This is a genomic window from Bradyrhizobium sp. USDA 4461 (assembly GCF_054055655.1).
On sequence record NZ_JBSRXM010000001.1, the window covers coordinates 4,572,628 to 4,589,523 of the forward strand.

A 16,896-nucleotide genomic window follows, 5' to 3' on the forward strand; every position below is an offset into this window, starting at 1 on the left:
GCTGCCAGCGCGGCTTTTGATTTGTGCTTCGTGGTGGGATTAGCGCGCGGGTCGAACCAGCGTCCAATCGCAAGTTTTCAGGAGACGATAACCGGCGGGAATGTGCTCAGCCGGCCGCGACCGCGGCCGTCGCGATCGGGCGCCTGGTCTCAGCGGCTTCGGCCTGACGCAGGACTTATTGGCTGGCGGATCAGCGATCCGCGGTCAGTTGCCGGCGATAGCGCTCGGCGTCCCAGTTCAGCAGCGCATGCTCATTCTCTGCCGTCAGGTAATGGACTCGCGCAGTCAGGGGCACCCGACACGTGACCAGTGCAAGACAGCTCAGCATGGCTTCCGCGCCGTCGCTTGCATCCGCGCGGATCAGGCTGCCGATATCGGGGACGAGAAGCGCAACCGGCGGCGGTAGTCCGTTCGCGGCGGTCCGCGCGATCATGGCGTTCAGGCTCTCGTGCTGCTCCAGCACCGGCAGGCCCGGGCCAAGGAAAACGACGTGATCGGGATAGAGCGAGCCGCTGGTCGCGATCGCGCGGCTGTAGCGGTCGGTGGCAATGTCGTGGCTGCGAGGATCGCGCGGCAGGCGATAGTTCGTGCCTGCGTAGATGCTTCGAAGCGCGTCATGATTGGCTGCCGGTGCGTGACGCTGCTCCAGCGCGAGGCGCTGCTCGATCTCGGCGACCAAACCCTCCGCAGCGTCGCAGGTGTCTACGCCGACCACCAGGCCGTGATTGCCGAGGATCAGGACGTCGACCGCATCCTGCGCGATGGCCTCGCCGACGGCGCGGGCGAGCGGCAGCCCCGGGTGATGATAGTCGAGGTAGCGCCATGCCAACCCATCCAGTCGCCGGGCGAATTCATCGCGGGCGTCGGTCCGCACCGCCCATGCGATGGTGTTGACGGAGTGGACATGCAGCACGATCCGGTGCGGCATCAGCGCATGCAGCGAGGTCTCGATCGAGGCGCGCAGCGTGGTGCCGGCGTCAGGCGCGAGCGGCACGCGCTCGTCGCCTTGCGTCAGCGCCGCGCGCGCGGCCGACAGCGCGACCGGCACGAAGATCTCCTTGTCCTCGGCATCGGCCAGCCAGGTGCCCGAGGCCTTCACCCACAGCACGTCGCCATCCTTGATCGACGAGTTGCCGCCGGCGCCTTGCACCAGCTCGATGTTCCTGCCGACGCGCGCCGACATGCGGCGGAGTTCGTTGAGTGTTTCAGGCGGTTGCATCGGCTGTTCTCACCAGGTCAGATGGTCCATCGTCCAGTGCGGCGTGCGCGCCGCTGTGCCGGCGACGCTCTTGATCGCGTTCGGCAGATCGCTCGTCTGCGCAAGCGATGCGCGGTGCGCGCCGGAGCCGATCAGCAGGGTCAGCATGCCGGCGGTGCGTCCGCCGGCGATATCGTGGTCGAGCGAGTCGCCGATGACGAGGATCCGTTCCGGCGGGGGATGTCCCAATTGATCGCGTGCGGCGGCAAACATCGGTGGATGCGGCTTGCCGACGAACAGCACGGCGCCGCCGAGCGATTGATAGAACGCGGCGAGCGCGCCCGGCGCTGGAATCAGTCCGGCGGCGCCGAACATCACGAGGTCGGGATTGGCGCACAGCATCGGCAGGTGCCGCGCGGCGGCCGCGGTCAATCGCGCGCGCCAACGCTCGGGCTCCGCCGCATCATCGTCGAGCCCGCCGAGCAGGATGAAGTCTGCCTCGTAGACGGTCGAAGCGACCGTGAGGCCGGTGCCGTCGACGATCGAGCGGTCACCATCGCGCGAGATCAGGAAGCAGGTGCGGCCGAGCTCGGCAAAGGGCGCCTGCTCGCGCGCATGCAAGCCGCGCCAGGTGACTTCGCCCGAAGACAGCACGCCGTCATAGGCCTCGGGCGGCAGGCCGAGTGCTGCGAGGCGCCGTTGGTTGCTGCCGGCGCGCTTGCCGGAATTGGACAGGATCAGGATATGCTTGCCGGCCTCGCGCAGCCTGGCCACGCAGTCCAGTGCCGCGGGGAACACCGCCAGTCCTTCATGCAGGGTGCCCCACTGGTCGAGCAGCACGTGATCGAAGCGGTCGGCGATGGCGTGAAGGCCGGCGATCGCAGTCGCATCGGCCTTCATGGCGGACCTCCGTTCAGTGCGAGCAGCGCGGCGCCGTAGCTTGCTTCGGTCTGCTCGGCGACCGAGACCGGGACACCGAGAACGCGGTGCCTGATCTTGGTCCACGCATCGTTCCTCGCGCCGCCGCCGATCCCGATGACGCGGCGCAGATCCGGTGCGCCGAGCCGCGCCAACTGCCGGTAGGCGAGGGCTTCCACGGCGGCGATGCCTTCGAGCAGGCCCTGGAAGAAACGGCAATCTTCCGGAGGCCGCGGCGTGATCCGCGCGGCCAACGCCGGATCGGCGATCGGGAAGCGCTCGCCGGGTTTGGGCAGCGGATAGTAGTCGAGCCCGGTCGGCTGGTCCGGTATCACCTGCGGCGTCAGCCGCTCCATCTCATCTGCGCTGAAATGCATCAGCAGCGCGGCGCCGCCGGAGTTCGATGCGCCGCCGGCGAGCCAGCGCTCGCCGAGCCGATGGGAATAGACGCCTTGGTCCGCCGCGAAGATCGGCTGGGTCGCAAGCTGCTTCACCACCAGCGTGGTGCCGAGCGAGGTGACGGCATCGCCCGGCTGGTCGGCACCGGTCGCGATGAACGCTGCTACGCCATCGGTGGTGCCGGCCGCGACGTGAGCCGTGGCGGGCAGCCCGAGCGCACGCGCGATCTGCGGATCCAGCTCGGAAAACGGCGTTCCCGGCTCCAGCACCTCGGGAAGCAGATCGTCACGCACGCCGAGCTGGTCGAGCCACGACGGCCAGGCGCGCGCGACCGGATCGTAGCCGAGCTTCAGTGCGTTGTTCTCGTCGCTGACGCCATGATGGTTGGCAAGCCGGCCGGCGATCCAGTCCGCCTGGTGCACCGCGTGGCGCGCATCGCCGACATAGCCGTCATTCTGGAGATAGAGCAGCTTGGCGAGCGCGCTGCTCGCGCCATGCGCGCCGCTCTCGCGCGGCGCGACCGCTGCGACGCGCGCGGCCTCATGCGTGGCGCGCGCGTCGTTGTACATCAGCCCCGGCGAGCAAGGGCGGCCGGCTGCATCGACCAGCAGCAACGTGCCCGATGTGCCGTCGACGACGATGCGCGTGACGTCGTCGAGACCGACTGTCTCGCCGAGCTTGCGGATTGCGGCCTCCGCGGCCTGCCACCACAGCTCCGGGTTCTGGTCGATGGCGTTGCCGTCGACGCGCGGTGCGGGCATCGCGACCGATGCGAAGCCGCGGATGCCGGCCTGCGGATCGATCGCGCAGGCGCGCACGCCGCCGGTTCCGACATCGATGCCGAGATACAAACCTCCCATCCGACTTCACCGCTCTCTGGTGCCGGCGCGCGTCGACATTGGTTGCGCTGCAGCACGTTTGGGGGATTGACGCCCCGTTCGGCCTCTGCAATTTTTTGCAGGACGTGAAGAAATTTGCAAGCGGACTTTTCCGGACATGGCTCCTCCGCCCGACAGGCTGCCGGTGATCGACGGCGAGGCGTCGCTCGCGACGCGAGCGGCCTGGCTGTATTTCGCGGCGGGGTTGACCCAATCGGAGGTCGCCGACCGCCTCAACATCCAGAGCACCAAGGCGCACCGCCTGATCGCCCGCGCCAGCCGCGAGGGCATGATCCGGGTGTTCGTCGAGGGACCGGTCGCCGAATGCGTCGCGCTGGAGAATGATCTCACGCAGCGTTTCGGGCTTGCGTTCTGCCGCGTCGCGCCCGATCTCGGCGAGAGCGATCTGCCGCTGAAGGCGCTGGCGCTGGAAGGCGCAAGCTTCCTGCGCCAGATCCTCGAGCGCGGCGACGACAAGGTGATCGGCGTCGGCCACGGCCGCACGCTCGCCGCCGTGGTCGAGCAGATGCCGCAGACGCCGGCGCGCGATGCGCAGTTCGTGTCGCTGCTCGGCGGACTGACGCGGAAGTTTGCCGCCAATCCGTTCGACGTGATTCATCGCCTCGCCGAGCGCACCGGCGCGGAAGCCTATCTGTTGCCGGTGCCGGTGTTCGCCAATTCGGTCGCCGATCGCGCCGTGCTGATGCAGCAATTCGGCATCGCCGAAGTGTTCGCGCTGGCGCGCCAGGCCTCGCTATTGTTCGTCGGCATCGGCCAGGTCAGCCGCGACGGCTTTCTGGTGTCGAGTGGCATGATCAAGCCGGACGAGGTCGCCGAGCTGAAGCGCGTCGGCGCCTGTGCCGACCTGCTCGGGCATTTCTTCAGCGCCGACGGCGCGGTGCTCGACACCGACCTGTCGGCGCGCGCCACCTCGATGAGCATGGCCGATCTCAGGAAGCACCGCATCGTCGCCATCGCCGGCGGGCCGGCCAAGGTGACCGCGTTGCGCGGGGTGCTGCGCAGCGGCGTTCTGCACGGCCTCATCATCGACGAGGCGACCGCAAAGGCGCTCGCAACAGACAAGCCGGAGACCACATCCGGCAAGACAAGAAGCAAGACCCGGAAGGACACATAAAACAAGCGTCAACAAGGAGAGGAAATACATGTTCGATCGCGAGAAGAATCTGTTCGACTCCTACGCTGCCAAACGCATCAGCCGCCGCGATCTCCTCGACGGCGCGGCCAAGCTCGGCATCGCGGGCATCGCCGCAAACGCCGCTTTCGCCTCATCGATGTCGAAGGCGATGGCTGCGGACTTCAACTGGAAGACGCAGAGCGGCAAGACCGTCAAACTGCTGCTCAACAAGCATCCTTACGTCGACGCGATGATCGGCGACATCGAGGCGTTCAAGTCGCTCACCGGCATGAACGTCACCTACGACATCTTCCCGGAGGACGTCTATTTCGACAAGGTGACGGCGGCGCTGTCGTCGAAGTCGGACCAGTACGATGCCTTCATGACCGGCGCCTACATGACCTGGACCTATGGTCCGGCGGGCTGGATCGAGGACCTCAACACCTACATCAAGGATCCGGCCAAGACCAACCCGGCCTTCGCCTGGGACGATGTGCTGCCGGGCCTGCGCGCTTCCACGGCGTGGGACGGCGTCGCCGGCTCCGAGCTCGGCTCGGGCAAGGCCAAGCAGTGGTGCATCCCGTGGGGCTATGAGCTCAACAACATCACCTACAACCGCAACATCTTCGACAAGGTCGGCGTCAAGCCGCCGAAGAACCTCGACGAGATGCTGGAGGTCGCGGCCAAGATCACCAAGGACGCCGGCGGCCCCTACGGCGTCGGCGTGCGCGGCTCGCGTTCCTGGGCGACCATCCATCCCGGTTTCCTGTCGGCCTATTCGAATTTCGGCCAGAAGGACTTCGTGATGGAGGGCGGCAAGCTCAAGGCCGCGATGAACACCAAGGCCTCGAAGGAATTCCACGACAAATGGGTCAAGATGATCCAGACCTCGGGCCCGAAGAACTGGTCGACCTACACCTGGTACCAGGTCGGCACCGACGTCGGCGCCGGCGCCTCAGGCATGATCTTCGATGCCGACATCCTCGGCTACTTCATGAACGGCGGCGACAACAAGGAGAAGGGGCATCTCGGCTATGCGCCGTTTGCCGCCAATCCGGCCGCCAAGGCCCCGACCCCGAATGTCTGGATCTGGTCGCTCGCGATGTCGACCTTCTCCAAGCAGAAGGACGCGGCATGGCTGTTCATGCAGTGGGCGGCGTCCGTCGAGCACGACCTGTTCGGCGCGCGCAAGATGGACTTCGTCAATCCGGTGCGCGCGTCGGTGTGGAAAGACAGCGAGTTCCGCGACCGCATCGCGAAATCCTATCCGGGCTATCTCGAGCAGCACGATATGTCGTCGCCCGGCGCCAAGATCTACTTCACCGCGCAGCCGCTATTCTTCGACTTGACGACGGAATGGGCCGCCTCATTGCAGAAGATGGTGGCGAAGGAGGTCAGCGTCGACGAGGGGCTCGACAAGCTCGCCGACAGCATCAACCGCCAGCTCAAGCAGGCCGGTCTCGGCTGACCGATCAAACCCGCGGTGCATGATCCCCCGCACCGCGTCCATCCGCCGGCTCGGACCCTTGTCCCATCCGAGCCGGCGGCGTTTGCCAGCGGAACGCGATCTCTTATCATCATGAGCATGGTCCAAACCCTCCCGACGAACGCGCAGGCAGCGCCGGCCAAACCGAAGCCGCGCGTGCGCCTGTTGCCCTATCTGCTGAGCCTGCCGGCGCTGCTCGTCTGCGTGGCGATCCTGGTTCCGTTCGTGACCGCGGCGGTCTATTCGCTGCAACGCTACCGGCTGAACCTGCCTTATCTGCGCGGTTTCATCGGCGCCGGAAACTACATCGACTTCCTGTCCGATCCGGCGTTCTGGAATACGTTCCAGATCTCGATCACCTACACCGTGCTGACGGTCGTGCTCGAGCTGCTGCTCGGCCTCGGCATCGCGCTGCTGCTGCGCCGGCCGACCCGCTTCCACAATGCGGTGTCGATCATGCTGCTGCTGCCGCTGATGACGGCGCCGGCGATCGCCGCGCTGATGTGGAAGCTGATGACCAATCCGGGCTTCGGCATCCTGTCCTACATGGTCAGCCTGTTCGGCGTCACCGATTTCAAATGGGCGTCCGATCCGTCGAGCGCGCTGTTCACGGTCGTGCTGGTCGACGTCTGGGTCTATACGCCCTTCATCATGATCCTGCTGCTGGCGGGCCTGCGCTCGCTGCCGCGGCAGCCGTTCGAGGCCGCGGCCCTCGACGGCGTGCCGGCGAGCTTCGTGTTCTTCCGCATCACGCTGCCGATGCTGGCGCCCTACATCATCACGGCGTCGCTGTTCCGGCTGCTCGATTCGATCCAGCAGTTCGACATCATCTATGCCATGACGCAGGGCGGGCCGGGCGACCGGCTGATGGTGTTCCAGGTCCAGGCCTATCTGGAATTCTTCCAGTACACCAATGTCGGCAGGTCGGCGGCGCTGTTGATGATCCTCTGGCTGATCACCAACATCCTGTCGAACATCTTCATCAAGAACTGGCTGCGGTTGCGCGAGCGTGCGCACGGCCACGCGTGACGGGGAGGGGCGCGATGGAACATTCCAGCCTTGCCGGTCGCATCTTCCGCGGCGTGGCGCTCACGCTGATCCTGATCTTCTTCATGTTCCCGATCGTCTGGATCTTCATGATGTCGTTCCAGAACAACGATCAGATCTTGAGGATTCCGCCGCGAATCCTGTTCGAGCCGACGCTTGCGAACTACGAGGCGCTGATCTCCGGCCAGCTGCGCACCGCGGCCGGCAATCTGCAGATCTCCTTCATGCGCAATCTGTTCAACAGCGTCGTGCTGTCGAGCGCGGCGGTGCTGCTGGCGCTGCTGCTTGGCGTGCCGGCGGCCTATGCCTTTGCACGCTTCAAATTCCGCCTCGGCGAGACCATCGCCTTCACGCTGCTGTCGTTCCGCTTCGCGCCGCCGCTGCTCGTGCTGCTGCCGCTGTCGCTGTACTACCAGGAGCTCGGCCTCAACGACACCTACTTCGGCATCGTCTGGGTCTATCAGCTGATCGCGCTGCCGCTGATCCTGTGGATCGTGCGCGGCTATTTCGAGGACATCAGCCCCGATATCGAGCATGCCTACCGGCTGGCCGGGCATTCCTGGCGCGAGGCGTTCACCCGGATCGCGGTGCCGCTGGCAGGACCCGGGATCGCCGCGGCAGGCTTGCTGTCATTCATCTTCTGCTGGAACAATTTCGTCTTCGCGCTGATCCTGGCCTCCGCCGACAAGCAGCCGGTGACGGTCGGCGCGCTCGCGTTCGTCACCGCGTCGGGAATCCAGTACGGCCAGATCGCGGCGGCGATCGTGCTGTCGGTGACGCCGACCCTGTTGCTGGCGCTCTATGCGCAGCGCTACCTGGTCGAGGGGCTCTCGCTCGGCGCGGTGAAAGGCTGATCCGATGGCGCGTCTCGAAATCAATTCGGTGAGCAAGGCATTCGGTGCGACACGGCCGGCCAACGAATTGTCGCTGGCGGTCGACCCCGGCGAGATCGTCGCGGTGTTCGGCCCCTCCGGCAGCGGCAAGACCGTGCTGCTGCGGATGATCGCGGGCATGTTCGAGCCTGACGACGGCGACATCCTGGTCGGCGGTCGCTCGGTCGTCGGTGCGCCGCCGGAGCGGCGCGGCATCGGAATGGCGTTCCAGAATTTTGCGTTGTTTCCGCACATGACCGCCCGCGACAATATCGCAAGCGGCCTGCGTGGCGGCGGCAGCGAGGTTGCGGGCCGCGTCGCCGCGATCAGCAAGCTGCTCAAGATCGAGCACGTGCTGGGCCATGCGCCGCGCGAACTGTCGAACGGGCAGAAGCAGCGAACGGCGCTGGCCCGCGCGTTGATCGGCAATCCGGACGTGCTGCTGCTGGATGATCCCCTGCGCAACGTCGACGCCAAGCTCCGCTACGAGATGCGGCTCGAGCTGCCGAACCTGCTGCGGCGCGGCACGGCCGCCGTGCTCTACGTCACCCAGGACTATCGCGAGGCGATGGCGATCGCCGATCGCATCGCAGTGCTGATCGACGGCCGGCTCGTCCAGGTCGCGACGCCGGCCGATATCTACGCCCAGCCGGCGTCGGTCGCGATCGCGCGGCTGTTCGGTGATCCGACCATCAACCTCGCCGAGGTCTCGCCGGTCGCGCAGCACGGCATGCTGTCGGCGGACGTCGCCGGCGCCAGGATGCGGCTCGGGGCCGCCGATGGTTTGGCGTCGCCCGGCGCATGCTGGCTTGGCGTCCGGCCGGAGGATCTTTCGGTGTCGTCCGCGTCCGGCGACGACGCCATCCCGGCGCGTATCCTCGCGATCACGCCAATGCACGAGAAGGCGGTGCTGCTGCTCCGTCTCGCCGACGGAACGGAATGGCTGGCGGCGCTGCCGCCGGATGCCCCGCAAGGCGCGGCCGACGATCACGTGTTCGTCCGCTTCGCGCCTGAGGCTGCGATGCTGTTCGATCGCGCGACCGGGCTGAGGATCGGGCAGACGCACCGGCTCAAGGCGGCATAGGAGCGGATGGTCATGGACATGCTCGAGCTTCGAGGCATCGACAAGGTCTACCAGAGCCACGGCAAGCCGCCGGTGCATGCGGTGCGCGCGCTCGACATGGCGGTCGAGAAGGGCGAGATCGTCGCGCTGTTGGGATCGTCGGGCTGCGGCAAGACCTCGACCTTGCGGATGATCGCGGGGTTCGAGGACGTCTCGGCCGGATCGATCGCGCTGGGCGGCCGGCGGATCCACGAGCTTCCGCCGGCGCGCCGCAGGGTCGCGATGGCGTTCGAGGGCTATTCGCTCTATCCGCCGCTGACGGTCCGCGAGAACATCGCCTTCGCGCTGAAGTCGGCCCAGCTGTCGCGCAGTGAGGTCACGCGTCGAGTCGACGAGATCGCTCGTCTGGTCGAGATCGAGGACATCCTCGACAGCTATCCGCGCGCGATCTCCGGCGGCCAGCAGCAGCGCGTGTCGCTGGCGCGGGCGCTGGTGCGCGACGCCGATCTCTATCTGCTCGACGAGCCGATGGGGCAGCTCGAGCCGCAATTGCGCGCGGTGCTGCGCGGCCGGATCAAGAGCCTGCTCGCCGAGCGTGGCATGACCGCGATCTTCGTGACCCATGACCAGACCGAAGCCAGCGCGCTGGCGGACCGCATCGCGGTGATGGAAGGTGGCGTGCTGCAGCAGTTCGCCAGCGAGAAGGAGCTGAAGGGCCGGCCCGCCAACCTGTTCGTCGCGAGCTTCATCGGTGAGCCGCCGATGAACCTGCTCGACGCTGGCGTGGCGCGATCCGATGGCGGCTTCCGCCTGTCGGTTGGCGCCGACATGCACTTCGATATCGGCGGTGCGGGGCTGGATAGCGAGGCGGCGCAGGCGCTCGCCGGCACGCCGCGGGTGCGGATCGGCATTCGTCCGCAGAAGATCGCAGTCGGGACCGGCGACGTCAGGGTCAAGGTCGTCTCCAACCAGTGGCTCGGCGATCAGTCGCATGTCGCCGGCGATTGCGGCGGTCGCGTGCTGATCGCGGTCACGCCGGGCCGCGTCGCCGCGCGGCCGGGCGACTTGATTCCGTTCGCGCTGGAGCCGCGTCACCTGCACATCTTCGGCAGCGACGAAACCTGCATCCGACATGCGGAGGTGTCCTGACCATGGCCGCTTCCGCACGCCGCGACGTCGTCATCGGCATCGATGCCGGCACCTCGCTGATCAAGGCGGTGGCGTTCACGCTGGCCGGCGAGCAGCTTGCCGATGTCTCGCGGCCGAATGCGTATAGCAGCGCGCCCGGCGGCCATGTTGAGCAGGACATGGCGCGGACCTGGAGCGATACGGTCGCAGTGATTCGCGCACTTGCGAACGCTGTGCCCGACTTGCCAGCACGGATCGCGGCGATTGCGGTGACCGGGCAGGGCGACGGCACCTGGCTGATCGATGACGACGGCCGGCCGGTTGCACCGGCGCTGCTGTGGCTCGACTCGCGCGCCGGCCGGCTGGTCGAGGAGATTCGCGCCAGCGAGCGCAACGCGCCGCTCTACCGCCGCACCGGCTCCGGACTCAATGCCTGCCAGCAGGGCCCGCAACTGGCCTGGCTGCAGGCGTATATGCCGGAGACGATCGCAAGGGCGACAACGGCGTTCCATTGCAAGGACTGGCTGTACTTCCTGCTGACCGGTGAGCGCGCCACCGATCCGTCGGAGGCGACCTTCTCCTGCGGTGAATTCCGCAAGCGCGGCTTCGATGCCGAGACCGCGCGGTTGATCGGCATCGCCGAGCTGACGCATCTCTTCCCGCCGGTCGTGGACGGCGCGGTGACGACGCATCCGCTCTCAGCCGCAGCGGCCATGGAGATCGGCCTGCCGGAAGGCGTGCCGGTCTGCCTCGGCTATGTCGACGTGATCTGCAATGCGCTCGGGGCCGGGCTGTACGATCCGTCACCCGATGTCGGCTGCACCATCATCGGCTCGACCGGCATGCATATGCGGCTGGTGCCTAGCGCAGACGCGGTGACGCTGAACCGCGAGGCCACCGGCTACACCATGCCGTTCCCGGTGCCGGGTCACTATGCCCAGATGCAGTCCAACATGGCGGCGACGCTGAACATCGACTGGATGCTCGACCTCGCCTGCGACATGCTGGCGGCGGAAGGCGTGACGCGCACGCGCGCCGAATTGATCCGCCGGCTCGACGATCAGGTGCTGCGGGCCAGGCCCGGCGAGGTGCTGTTCCATCCGTTCATCTCCGATGCCGGCGAGCGCGGCCCGTTCGTCGCGCACGAGGCCAGCGCGCAGTTTTTCGGCCTGCGCACGCGCCACCGCTATGGCGATCTGATGCGCGGCGTGATGGAGGGCCTGGCCTTCGCCGCACGGGATTGCTACGCCGCGATGGGGTCGCTGCCGCGCGATCTCAGGATCACCGGCGGCGCGGCGAAGAGCCGTGCGCTCGGCGCCATTCTCGGGGCTGCGCTCGATTGCGACGTCCGCATCTGCAGCCGCGCCGAGGCCGGTGCCGCGGGCGCTGCAATGATCGCTGCGGTCGCGACCGACGCCTATCCCGACATGCGCGCCTGCGCCGAGCGGTGGGTTGCGCCGCATCTGAGTGCGCCACAATCGCCCGACGCCGCGCTGGCGAAGCGCTATGCCAGCATCTTCCCGACCTATCTCGATGCCCGGCTGGCATCGCGACCGGTCTGGAAACAACTCGCCGCACTGCGCGCCGGAGGCGACCATGTCTAAATCCATCGCCATCGTCGGCGACCGCTTCATGCTGCCCTCGGTGTTCGCCGAGCATATCCGCACAGCCTGCGGCAACGGCGTCGATATCCGCTCGCTGGAGCAGCCCTGGCCGGACGAGCCGATGGAGCACGGCTATGCCGGCTCGAAGCTCGACGGCCTAAAGGAATTCATGGGGCAGCCGGACGAGATCATCGACTTCATCGGCGACGCCGAACTGCTCGTCACCCATCTGGCGCCGATCTCGCGATCGATGCTGGAGCGGCTGCCGATGCTGAAATTCATCGCGGTGTCGCGGGGCGGCCCGGTCAATATCGACATGCAGGCGGCGCGCGACCACAATGTGCTGGTGGTCAATACGCCCGGCCGCAATGCGAGCGCCGTGGCGGAGTTCACCATCGGCGCCATTCTCGCCGAGACCCGTTTGATCCGAAGCGGCCATGAGGCGCTGCGCGGCGGCGAATGGCGCGGCGATCTCTATCGCGCCGACCGCACCGGGCGCGAGCTCGGCGAGATGACGGTCGGCATTGTCGGCTACGGCGCAATCGGCAGCCGTGTGGTCAAGCTGCTGAAGGCGTTCGGCTGCAAGATCCTGGTCGCCGATCCCTATGTCCAGCTCAGCGCCCAGGACCGCAATGACGGCGTCGAGCATGTCGCGCTCGGCGAACTGCTCGGCCGCGCCGACGTCGTCACGCTGCATGCGCGGGTGACGCCCGAGACCACCCATTTCATCGGACGCGACGCGCTGGCGCGGATCAAGCAAGGTGCGTTCCTGATCAACACCGCGCGCGGTCCGCTGGTCGATTACGAGGCGCTGTACGATGCGCTGGCATCGGGGCATCTCGGCGGCGCCATGCTCGACACCTTCGCCGTCGAGCCGGTGCCGGCGGACTGGCCGTTGTTGCGGCTTCCCAACGTCACGCTGACGCCACACATCGCCGGCGCCTCCGTGCGCACCGTCACCGTGGCCGCCGAGCAGGCGGCCGAGGAGGTTCGCCGCTACCTGGCCGGCGAACCGCCGCGCAATCCGTGCTGAAGAGGCAAGCCGTGCTGAAGAGAAAGGCAGTCCGTATGACCCGTGAGGAACGACAATTGCGCGAGGCGATCATTGCCAAGTGCCGATGGATGAACGCGTCGGGTCTGAACCAGGGGACATCGGGCAACATCTCCGCGCGCTACAAGGACCGGATGCTGATCACGCCGTCGGCGACGCCCTACGATTCGATGAAGCCGGAGATGATCGCCTCGATGCCGCTCGAGGGCGAATACGGCGCCTGGGAAGGGCCGCTGCAGCCGTCCACCGAATGGCGCTTCCATCTCGACATCACGCGCGCCCGGCCCGATGTCGGCGCCATCGTCCACACCCACTCGACCTATGCGACCGTGCTGGCGATCGCGCGCAAGCCGATCCCGGCCTGCCACTACATGATGGCGGCGTTCGGCGGCACCGAGATCCGCTGCGCCGGCTATGCGCGCTACGGCACCAAGGAATTGTCCGATCACGCGATCGCCGCGCTCGAAGGCCGCAACGGTTGCCTGCTCGCCAACCACGGCATGATCGCGCTCGGCGCCAATCTCGACAAGGCGATGTGGCTCGCGGTCGAGCTCGAGACCATCGCGAAGCAGTATTACCTCTCGCTCGCGCTGGACTCGCGCGTCATCCTGACCGACGAGGAGATCGCCGAGACCCGCGAAGGGGTTCTCGACCTACGGCTTGCAGGCGCCGAAGCCCGCCAAGGCTCGCGCGACAACCAAGGCTCGCGCGACGGCCAAGGCGGCGCCGCGCCGCGCCGAGAAACGGCGTAGCAGCAAGCGATGACGGGCACTGCGCCGGTCGCAGGCACGGATCACGGGCTGGTCGATGTCGCTGTCATCGGTGGCGGCATCAATGGTGCCGGCATTGCCCGCGATGCCGCCGGCCGCGGGTTGAAGGTGCTGCTCTGCGAGAAGGACGATTTCGCCGAAGGCACCTCGTCGCGTTCCGGCAAGCTGATCCATGGCGGCTTGCGCTATCTCGAATATTACGAGTTCCGCCTGGTGCGCGAGGCGCTGATCGAACGTGAGGTGCTGCTGGCGTCCGCGCCGCACATAATCTGGCCGATGCGATTCGTGCTGCCTCATTCGCCGGAGCAGCGGCCGGCCTGGCTGGTCCGCACCGGGCTGCTGCTCTACGACCATCTTGGTGGCCGCAAGCAGCTGCCGGCGAGCCGCAGCCTGGATCTGGCGCGGTCCCCCGAGGGTGCGCCGCTGCATCCGGAATTCCGGCGAGGCTTCGAATATTCGGACTGCTGGGTCGACGATAGCAGGCTGGTGATCCTCAACCTGATCGATGCGGCGCGGAACGGCGCCCGCATCCTGCCGCGGACGCGGGCGGTGCGCGCGCGCCGCGACGGCGAAACCTGGCGGCTCGAGATGCAGGGCGGCGACGGCACCGCGCAGATCGTGCGGGCGCGCGCGCTGGTCAACGCCGCCGGGCCGTGGGTTCAGGATGTCATCCAGGGCGTGGCCGGGCTGAACTCGGCGCAGAGCGTGCGGCTGGTCAAGGGCAGCCACATCGTGGTGCCGAAATTCTGGGACGGGCCGCAGGCCTATCTGCTGCAGAATACCGATCGCCGGGTGATCTTCGTCAATCCCTATGAAGATAATCTTGCGCTGGTCGGCACGACAGACATTTCCTATCAGGGCCGCGCCGAGGATGTCGCGATCGGCGCGGACGAGACCGATTATCTGTTGCAGGTACTGCGCCGCTATTTCCGGACGCCGCCGCAGGCGAGCGAGATCGTGCACGCCTTCTCGGGCGTTCGGCCGCTCTACGACGACAATGCCGACAATCCGTCGGCCGTGACGCGCGACTATGTGTTCGAGGTTGACGGCGCCGAAGGGGCGCCGCCGCTGCTCTCGATCTTCGGCGGCAAGATCACGACCTATCGCCGGCTGGCGGAGCAGGCGATGCAGCGCCTCGTACCGTGGTTCCCGAAGCTGTCACCTGCCTGGACCGCAATTCGGCCGCTGCCGGGCGGCGACATCGGCGGCAGCTTCGCTGATTTCGAGAAGGGATTGGCGCGCGCCTATGCCGATCTGCCGCGAACGCTCGTCCGTCATTATGCCCGGCTCTATGGCACGCGTGCGCGCGAGCTATTGGGTTCGGCCCGCAGTGCGACCGATCTCGGCCGTCATTTCGGCGGCGACTTCTATGAACGCGAAGCGGTGTATCTGCGCGAGAACGAATGGGCGGAACGTCCTGCCGACTTCCTGGATCGGCGCACCAAGCACGGCTTGCATCTGACACCGGCGCAGCGGCTCGCATTCGCAAGCTATCTCTAGGCGATCGCAAACCTCGCATGCCGTGACGCGTCGCCATGCACCACGGCGCGCTGAACGTTCAGTAAAATAATTTATTAAACAGAATGGCGAACAGCGCCTCGCTGTTCGCCAGTGGTTGCCCGAATGCGCCGCGCGTCGTGAGCGTGGATTTGAAAGAGCCAAAAGGCCTTTGCTGCACCGCAATCGGCTCGTCTTCTGTGCGCGTGTCGACCGACTTTTCGCCGGGCTTGCAAAACCGGCTTGACGACTTCGTGAATTTAGTAATACGTTTAGTATTACAAAAACGATAAACATCGCGCATCGAGCAGATGTGTGGGAGGAGCCCAGCCGATCCGGACCCCAACGTCCGGAAACGCTCTGTCTCGCCTCCAGCATCGCTCATCAACTCGGTTTCGAAATCCTCGGCGTCGATCCGGCAGGGATGCGTCGAGCGGGTTAGGTGCTTCAACGATAGGGAGGAATGGATATGCGAACACTGGGATGGTTACGCAGTACGGCGGCGTCCGCGGTTGTTGCGGCCGCGGCACTCGCCGGTTTCGGCGGCGGCGAAGCCGCAGCACAAGGCAAGCAGCTCACGCTGTGCTGGGCGGCATGGGATCCGGCGAACGCGCTGGTCGAGCTGGGCAAGGACTTCACCAAGCAATCCGGCATCGAGATGAAGTACGAGTTCGTGCCCTGGACGAGCTATGCCGATCGCTTCCTCAACGAGCTCAACTCCCACGGCAAGCTCTGCGATTTGATCATCGGCGACAGCCAGTGGATCGGCGGCGCCGCCGAGAACAAGTGGTACGTCAAGCTCAACGACTTCTTCGACAAGGAGAAGATCTCGATGGACGACTTCGTCCCGGCGACGGTCGTCGGCTACTCGCAGTGGCCGAAGAACACGCCGAACTACTGGGCGCTGCCGGCGATGGCCGACGCGGTGGGCTGGACCTACCGCAAGGACTGGTTCTCGCGGCCCGAGATCCAATCCGCGTTCAAGGCCAAGTACGGCCGCGACCTGGCGCCGCCGAAGACCTATGACGAGCTCAAGCAGATCGCCGAGTTCTTCCAGGGCCGCGAAATCGACGGCAAGAAGGTCTACGGCGCCTACATCTTCACCGAGCGCGGCTCGGAAGGCATCACGATGGGCGTGACCAATGTGCTCTACAATTACGGCTTTGCCTACGACAATCCGAAGAAGCCGTATCAGATGCAGGGCATCGTCAACTCCGCCGACGCGGCCAAGGGGCTCGAGTTCTACAAGGAGCTCTACAAGTGCTGCACGGCGCCCGGCATGACCAACGCCTACATGCAGGAAGGCCTTGATGCCTTCAAGTCCGGCCAGGTCGCGATGCAGATGAACTGGTTCGCCTTCTTCCCCGGCCTCTACAAGGATCCGAATGTCGGCGGCGACAAGATCGGCTTCTTCGTCAATCCGGCCGGTCCGAAGGGGCACTTCACCCAGCTCGGCGGGCAGGGCATCTCGGTGGTGGCAACCTCCGACCACAAGGACGATGCGCTGACCTACATCAAGTGGTTCGCGCAGCCCGCCGTGCAGCAGAAATGGTGGCAGATCGGCGGTTACTCCGCTCTCAAGGCGGTGGTCGATGCGCCCGACTTCCCGAAGAGCGCGGCGTTCGCGCCGCAATTCCTGGAGTCGATGGGCATCGTCAAGGACTTCTGGGCCGAGCCGTCCTACGCGCAGTTGCTGCTCGACATGCAGAAGCGGGTGCATGACTACGTCGTCGCCGACAAGGGCACGTCACAGCAAGCGCTCGATCTCCTGGTCAAGGACTGGACCAAGGTGTTCAAGGAGCAGGGCAAGGAAGTCGCCTCCTCGCAATAGAAGGCGCCGACACTCCACC

General features: G+C 66.4%; 14 protein-coding genes and 1 pseudogene. 11 read left to right on the forward strand and 4 right to left on the reverse strand.

Annotated features, from left to right (window positions below; translation table 11 throughout):
* Positions 1–190: 190 nt before the first annotated feature.
* Genes ACVINW_RS21090 through ACVINW_RS21100 form a run of 3 tightly spaced genes read right to left on the reverse strand, consistent with a single transcriptional unit; the run spans position 191 to position 3,375 of the window.
* Entirely contained in the window at positions 191–1,219 is a 1,029-nt protein-coding gene (locus ACVINW_RS21090; RefSeq protein ID WP_456753056.1) for a class II aldolase/adducin family protein, read from the reverse strand.
* Positions 1,220–1,228: 9 nt separating this feature from the next.
* Positions 1,229–2,098: a TIGR01459 family HAD-type hydrolase gene (locus tag ACVINW_RS21095; protein ID WP_456753057.1), complete on the reverse strand. Its 870-nt coding sequence runs from the start codon at positions 2,096–2,098 to the stop codon at positions 1,229–1,231.
* Complete coding sequence (locus tag ACVINW_RS21100; protein WP_456753058.1) at positions 2,095–3,375, reverse strand: FGGY-family carbohydrate kinase; 1,281 nt, start codon at positions 3,373–3,375, stop codon at positions 2,095–2,097. Before ACVINW_RS21100 ends, ACVINW_RS21095 begins: the two co-directional genes overlap by 4 nt.
* Positions 3,376–3,511: 136 nt before the next feature.
* Here ACVINW_RS21100 and ACVINW_RS21105 point away from each other — a divergent pair, with 136 nt between their 5' ends.
* From ACVINW_RS21105 to ACVINW_RS21150, 10 genes and pseudogenes are all read left to right on the forward strand, one after another.
* Positions 3,512–4,528, forward strand: a complete 1,017-nt coding sequence (locus ACVINW_RS21105) for a sugar-binding transcriptional regulator (protein WP_456753059.1) — start codon at positions 3,512–3,514, stop codon at positions 4,526–4,528.
* A 28-nt stretch (positions 4,529–4,556) separates the two neighbouring features.
* Positions 4,557–5,996 (forward strand): extracellular solute-binding protein, encoded by a 1,440-nt coding sequence (locus ACVINW_RS21110; protein ID WP_456753060.1) that lies wholly within the window; start codon positions 4,557–4,559, stop codon positions 5,994–5,996.
* Positions 5,997–6,113: 117 nt separating this feature from the next.
* Positions 6,114–7,043 (forward strand): carbohydrate ABC transporter permease, encoded by a 930-nt coding sequence (locus tag ACVINW_RS21115; protein ID WP_456756460.1) that lies wholly within the window; start codon positions 6,114–6,116, stop codon positions 7,041–7,043.
* A gap of 14 nt (positions 7,044–7,057) precedes the next feature.
* The gene (locus ACVINW_RS21120; RefSeq protein ID WP_456753061.1) at positions 7,058–7,915 is read left to right on the forward strand and encodes a carbohydrate ABC transporter permease; all 858 of its coding nucleotides are present in this window, start codon (positions 7,058–7,060) and stop codon (positions 7,913–7,915) included.
* 4 nt (positions 7,916–7,919) lie between these two features.
* On the forward strand, positions 7,920–9,017 hold the full coding sequence (locus tag ACVINW_RS21125; protein WP_456753062.1) for an ABC transporter ATP-binding protein: 1,098 nt from the start codon (positions 7,920–7,922) through the stop codon (positions 9,015–9,017).
* A gap of 12 nt (positions 9,018–9,029) precedes the next feature.
* Positions 9,030–10,145 (forward strand): ABC transporter ATP-binding protein, encoded by a 1,116-nt coding sequence (locus ACVINW_RS21130; RefSeq protein ID WP_456753063.1) that lies wholly within the window; start codon positions 9,030–9,032, stop codon positions 10,143–10,145.
* Positions 10,146–10,147: 2 nt separating this feature from the next.
* Positions 10,148–11,728 (forward strand): FGGY family carbohydrate kinase, encoded by a 1,581-nt coding sequence (locus ACVINW_RS21135; RefSeq protein WP_456753064.1) that lies wholly within the window; start codon positions 10,148–10,150, stop codon positions 11,726–11,728.
* Complete coding sequence (locus tag ACVINW_RS21140; protein ID WP_456753065.1) at positions 11,721–12,761, forward strand: 2-hydroxyacid dehydrogenase; 1,041 nt, start codon at positions 11,721–11,723, stop codon at positions 12,759–12,761. The genes ACVINW_RS21135 and ACVINW_RS21140 overlap by 8 nt, the downstream gene beginning before the upstream one ends.
* A 35-nt stretch (positions 12,762–12,796) precedes the next feature.
* Positions 12,797–13,544 (forward strand): annotated as a pseudogene (locus tag ACVINW_RS21145) (class II aldolase/adducin family protein).
* On the forward strand, positions 13,541–15,049 hold the full coding sequence (locus ACVINW_RS21150) for a glycerol-3-phosphate dehydrogenase (RefSeq protein ID WP_456753066.1): 1,509 nt from the start codon (positions 13,541–13,543) through the stop codon (positions 15,047–15,049). Before ACVINW_RS21145 ends, ACVINW_RS21150 begins: the two are co-directional and overlap by 4 nt.
* A gap of 58 nt (positions 15,050–15,107) precedes the next feature.
* Here the strand turns inward: ACVINW_RS21150 and ACVINW_RS21155 are convergent, their stop codons facing one another.
* Positions 15,108–15,431: a hypothetical protein gene (locus ACVINW_RS21155; RefSeq protein ID WP_456753067.1), complete on the reverse strand. Its 324-nt coding sequence runs from the start codon at positions 15,429–15,431 to the stop codon at positions 15,108–15,110.
* Positions 15,432–15,515: 84 nt separating this feature from the next.
* Between ACVINW_RS21155 and ACVINW_RS21160 the strand changes: the two genes are divergently transcribed.
* The gene (locus tag ACVINW_RS21160; protein WP_456753068.1) at positions 15,516–16,877 is read left to right on the forward strand and encodes an ABC transporter substrate-binding protein; all 1,362 of its coding nucleotides are present in this window, start codon (positions 15,516–15,518) and stop codon (positions 16,875–16,877) included.
* The last annotated feature ends 19 nt before the right edge of the window (positions 16,878–16,896 follow it).

Bases quoted from the DNA above. Each gene is read 5' to 3' on its own strand.
- ACVINW_RS21090 (WP_456753056.1), bottom strand. From the start codon at position 1,219: ATGCAACCGCCTGAAACACTCAACGAACTCCGCCGCATGTCGGCGCGC.
- ACVINW_RS21095 (WP_456753057.1), bottom strand. From the start codon at position 2,098: ATGAAGGCCGATGCGACTGCGATCGCCGGCCTTCACGCCATCGCCGAC.
- ACVINW_RS21100 (WP_456753058.1), bottom strand. From the start codon at position 3,375: ATGGGAGGTTTGTATCTCGGCATCGATGTCGGAACCGGCGGCGTGCGC.
- ACVINW_RS21105 (WP_456753059.1), top strand. From the start codon at position 3,512: ATGGCTCCTCCGCCCGACAGGCTGCCGGTGATCGACGGCGAGGCGTCG.
- ACVINW_RS21110 (WP_456753060.1), top strand. From the start codon at position 4,557: ATGTTCGATCGCGAGAAGAATCTGTTCGACTCCTACGCTGCCAAACGC.
- ACVINW_RS21115 (WP_456756460.1), top strand. From the start codon at position 6,114: ATGGTCCAAACCCTCCCGACGAACGCGCAGGCAGCGCCGGCCAAACCG.
- ACVINW_RS21120 (WP_456753061.1), top strand. From the start codon at position 7,058: ATGGAACATTCCAGCCTTGCCGGTCGCATCTTCCGCGGCGTGGCGCTC.
- ACVINW_RS21125 (WP_456753062.1), top strand. From the start codon at position 7,920: ATGGCGCGTCTCGAAATCAATTCGGTGAGCAAGGCATTCGGTGCGACA.
- ACVINW_RS21130 (WP_456753063.1), top strand. From the start codon at position 9,030: ATGGACATGCTCGAGCTTCGAGGCATCGACAAGGTCTACCAGAGCCAC.
- ACVINW_RS21135 (WP_456753064.1), top strand. From the start codon at position 10,148: ATGGCCGCTTCCGCACGCCGCGACGTCGTCATCGGCATCGATGCCGGC.
- ACVINW_RS21140 (WP_456753065.1), top strand. From the start codon at position 11,721: ATGTCTAAATCCATCGCCATCGTCGGCGACCGCTTCATGCTGCCCTCG.
- ACVINW_RS21150 (WP_456753066.1), top strand. From the start codon at position 13,541: ATGACGGGCACTGCGCCGGTCGCAGGCACGGATCACGGGCTGGTCGAT.
- ACVINW_RS21155 (WP_456753067.1), bottom strand. From the start codon at position 15,431: ATGAGCGATGCTGGAGGCGAGACAGAGCGTTTCCGGACGTTGGGGTCC.
- ACVINW_RS21160 (WP_456753068.1), top strand. From the start codon at position 15,516: ATGCGAACACTGGGATGGTTACGCAGTACGGCGGCGTCCGCGGTTGTT.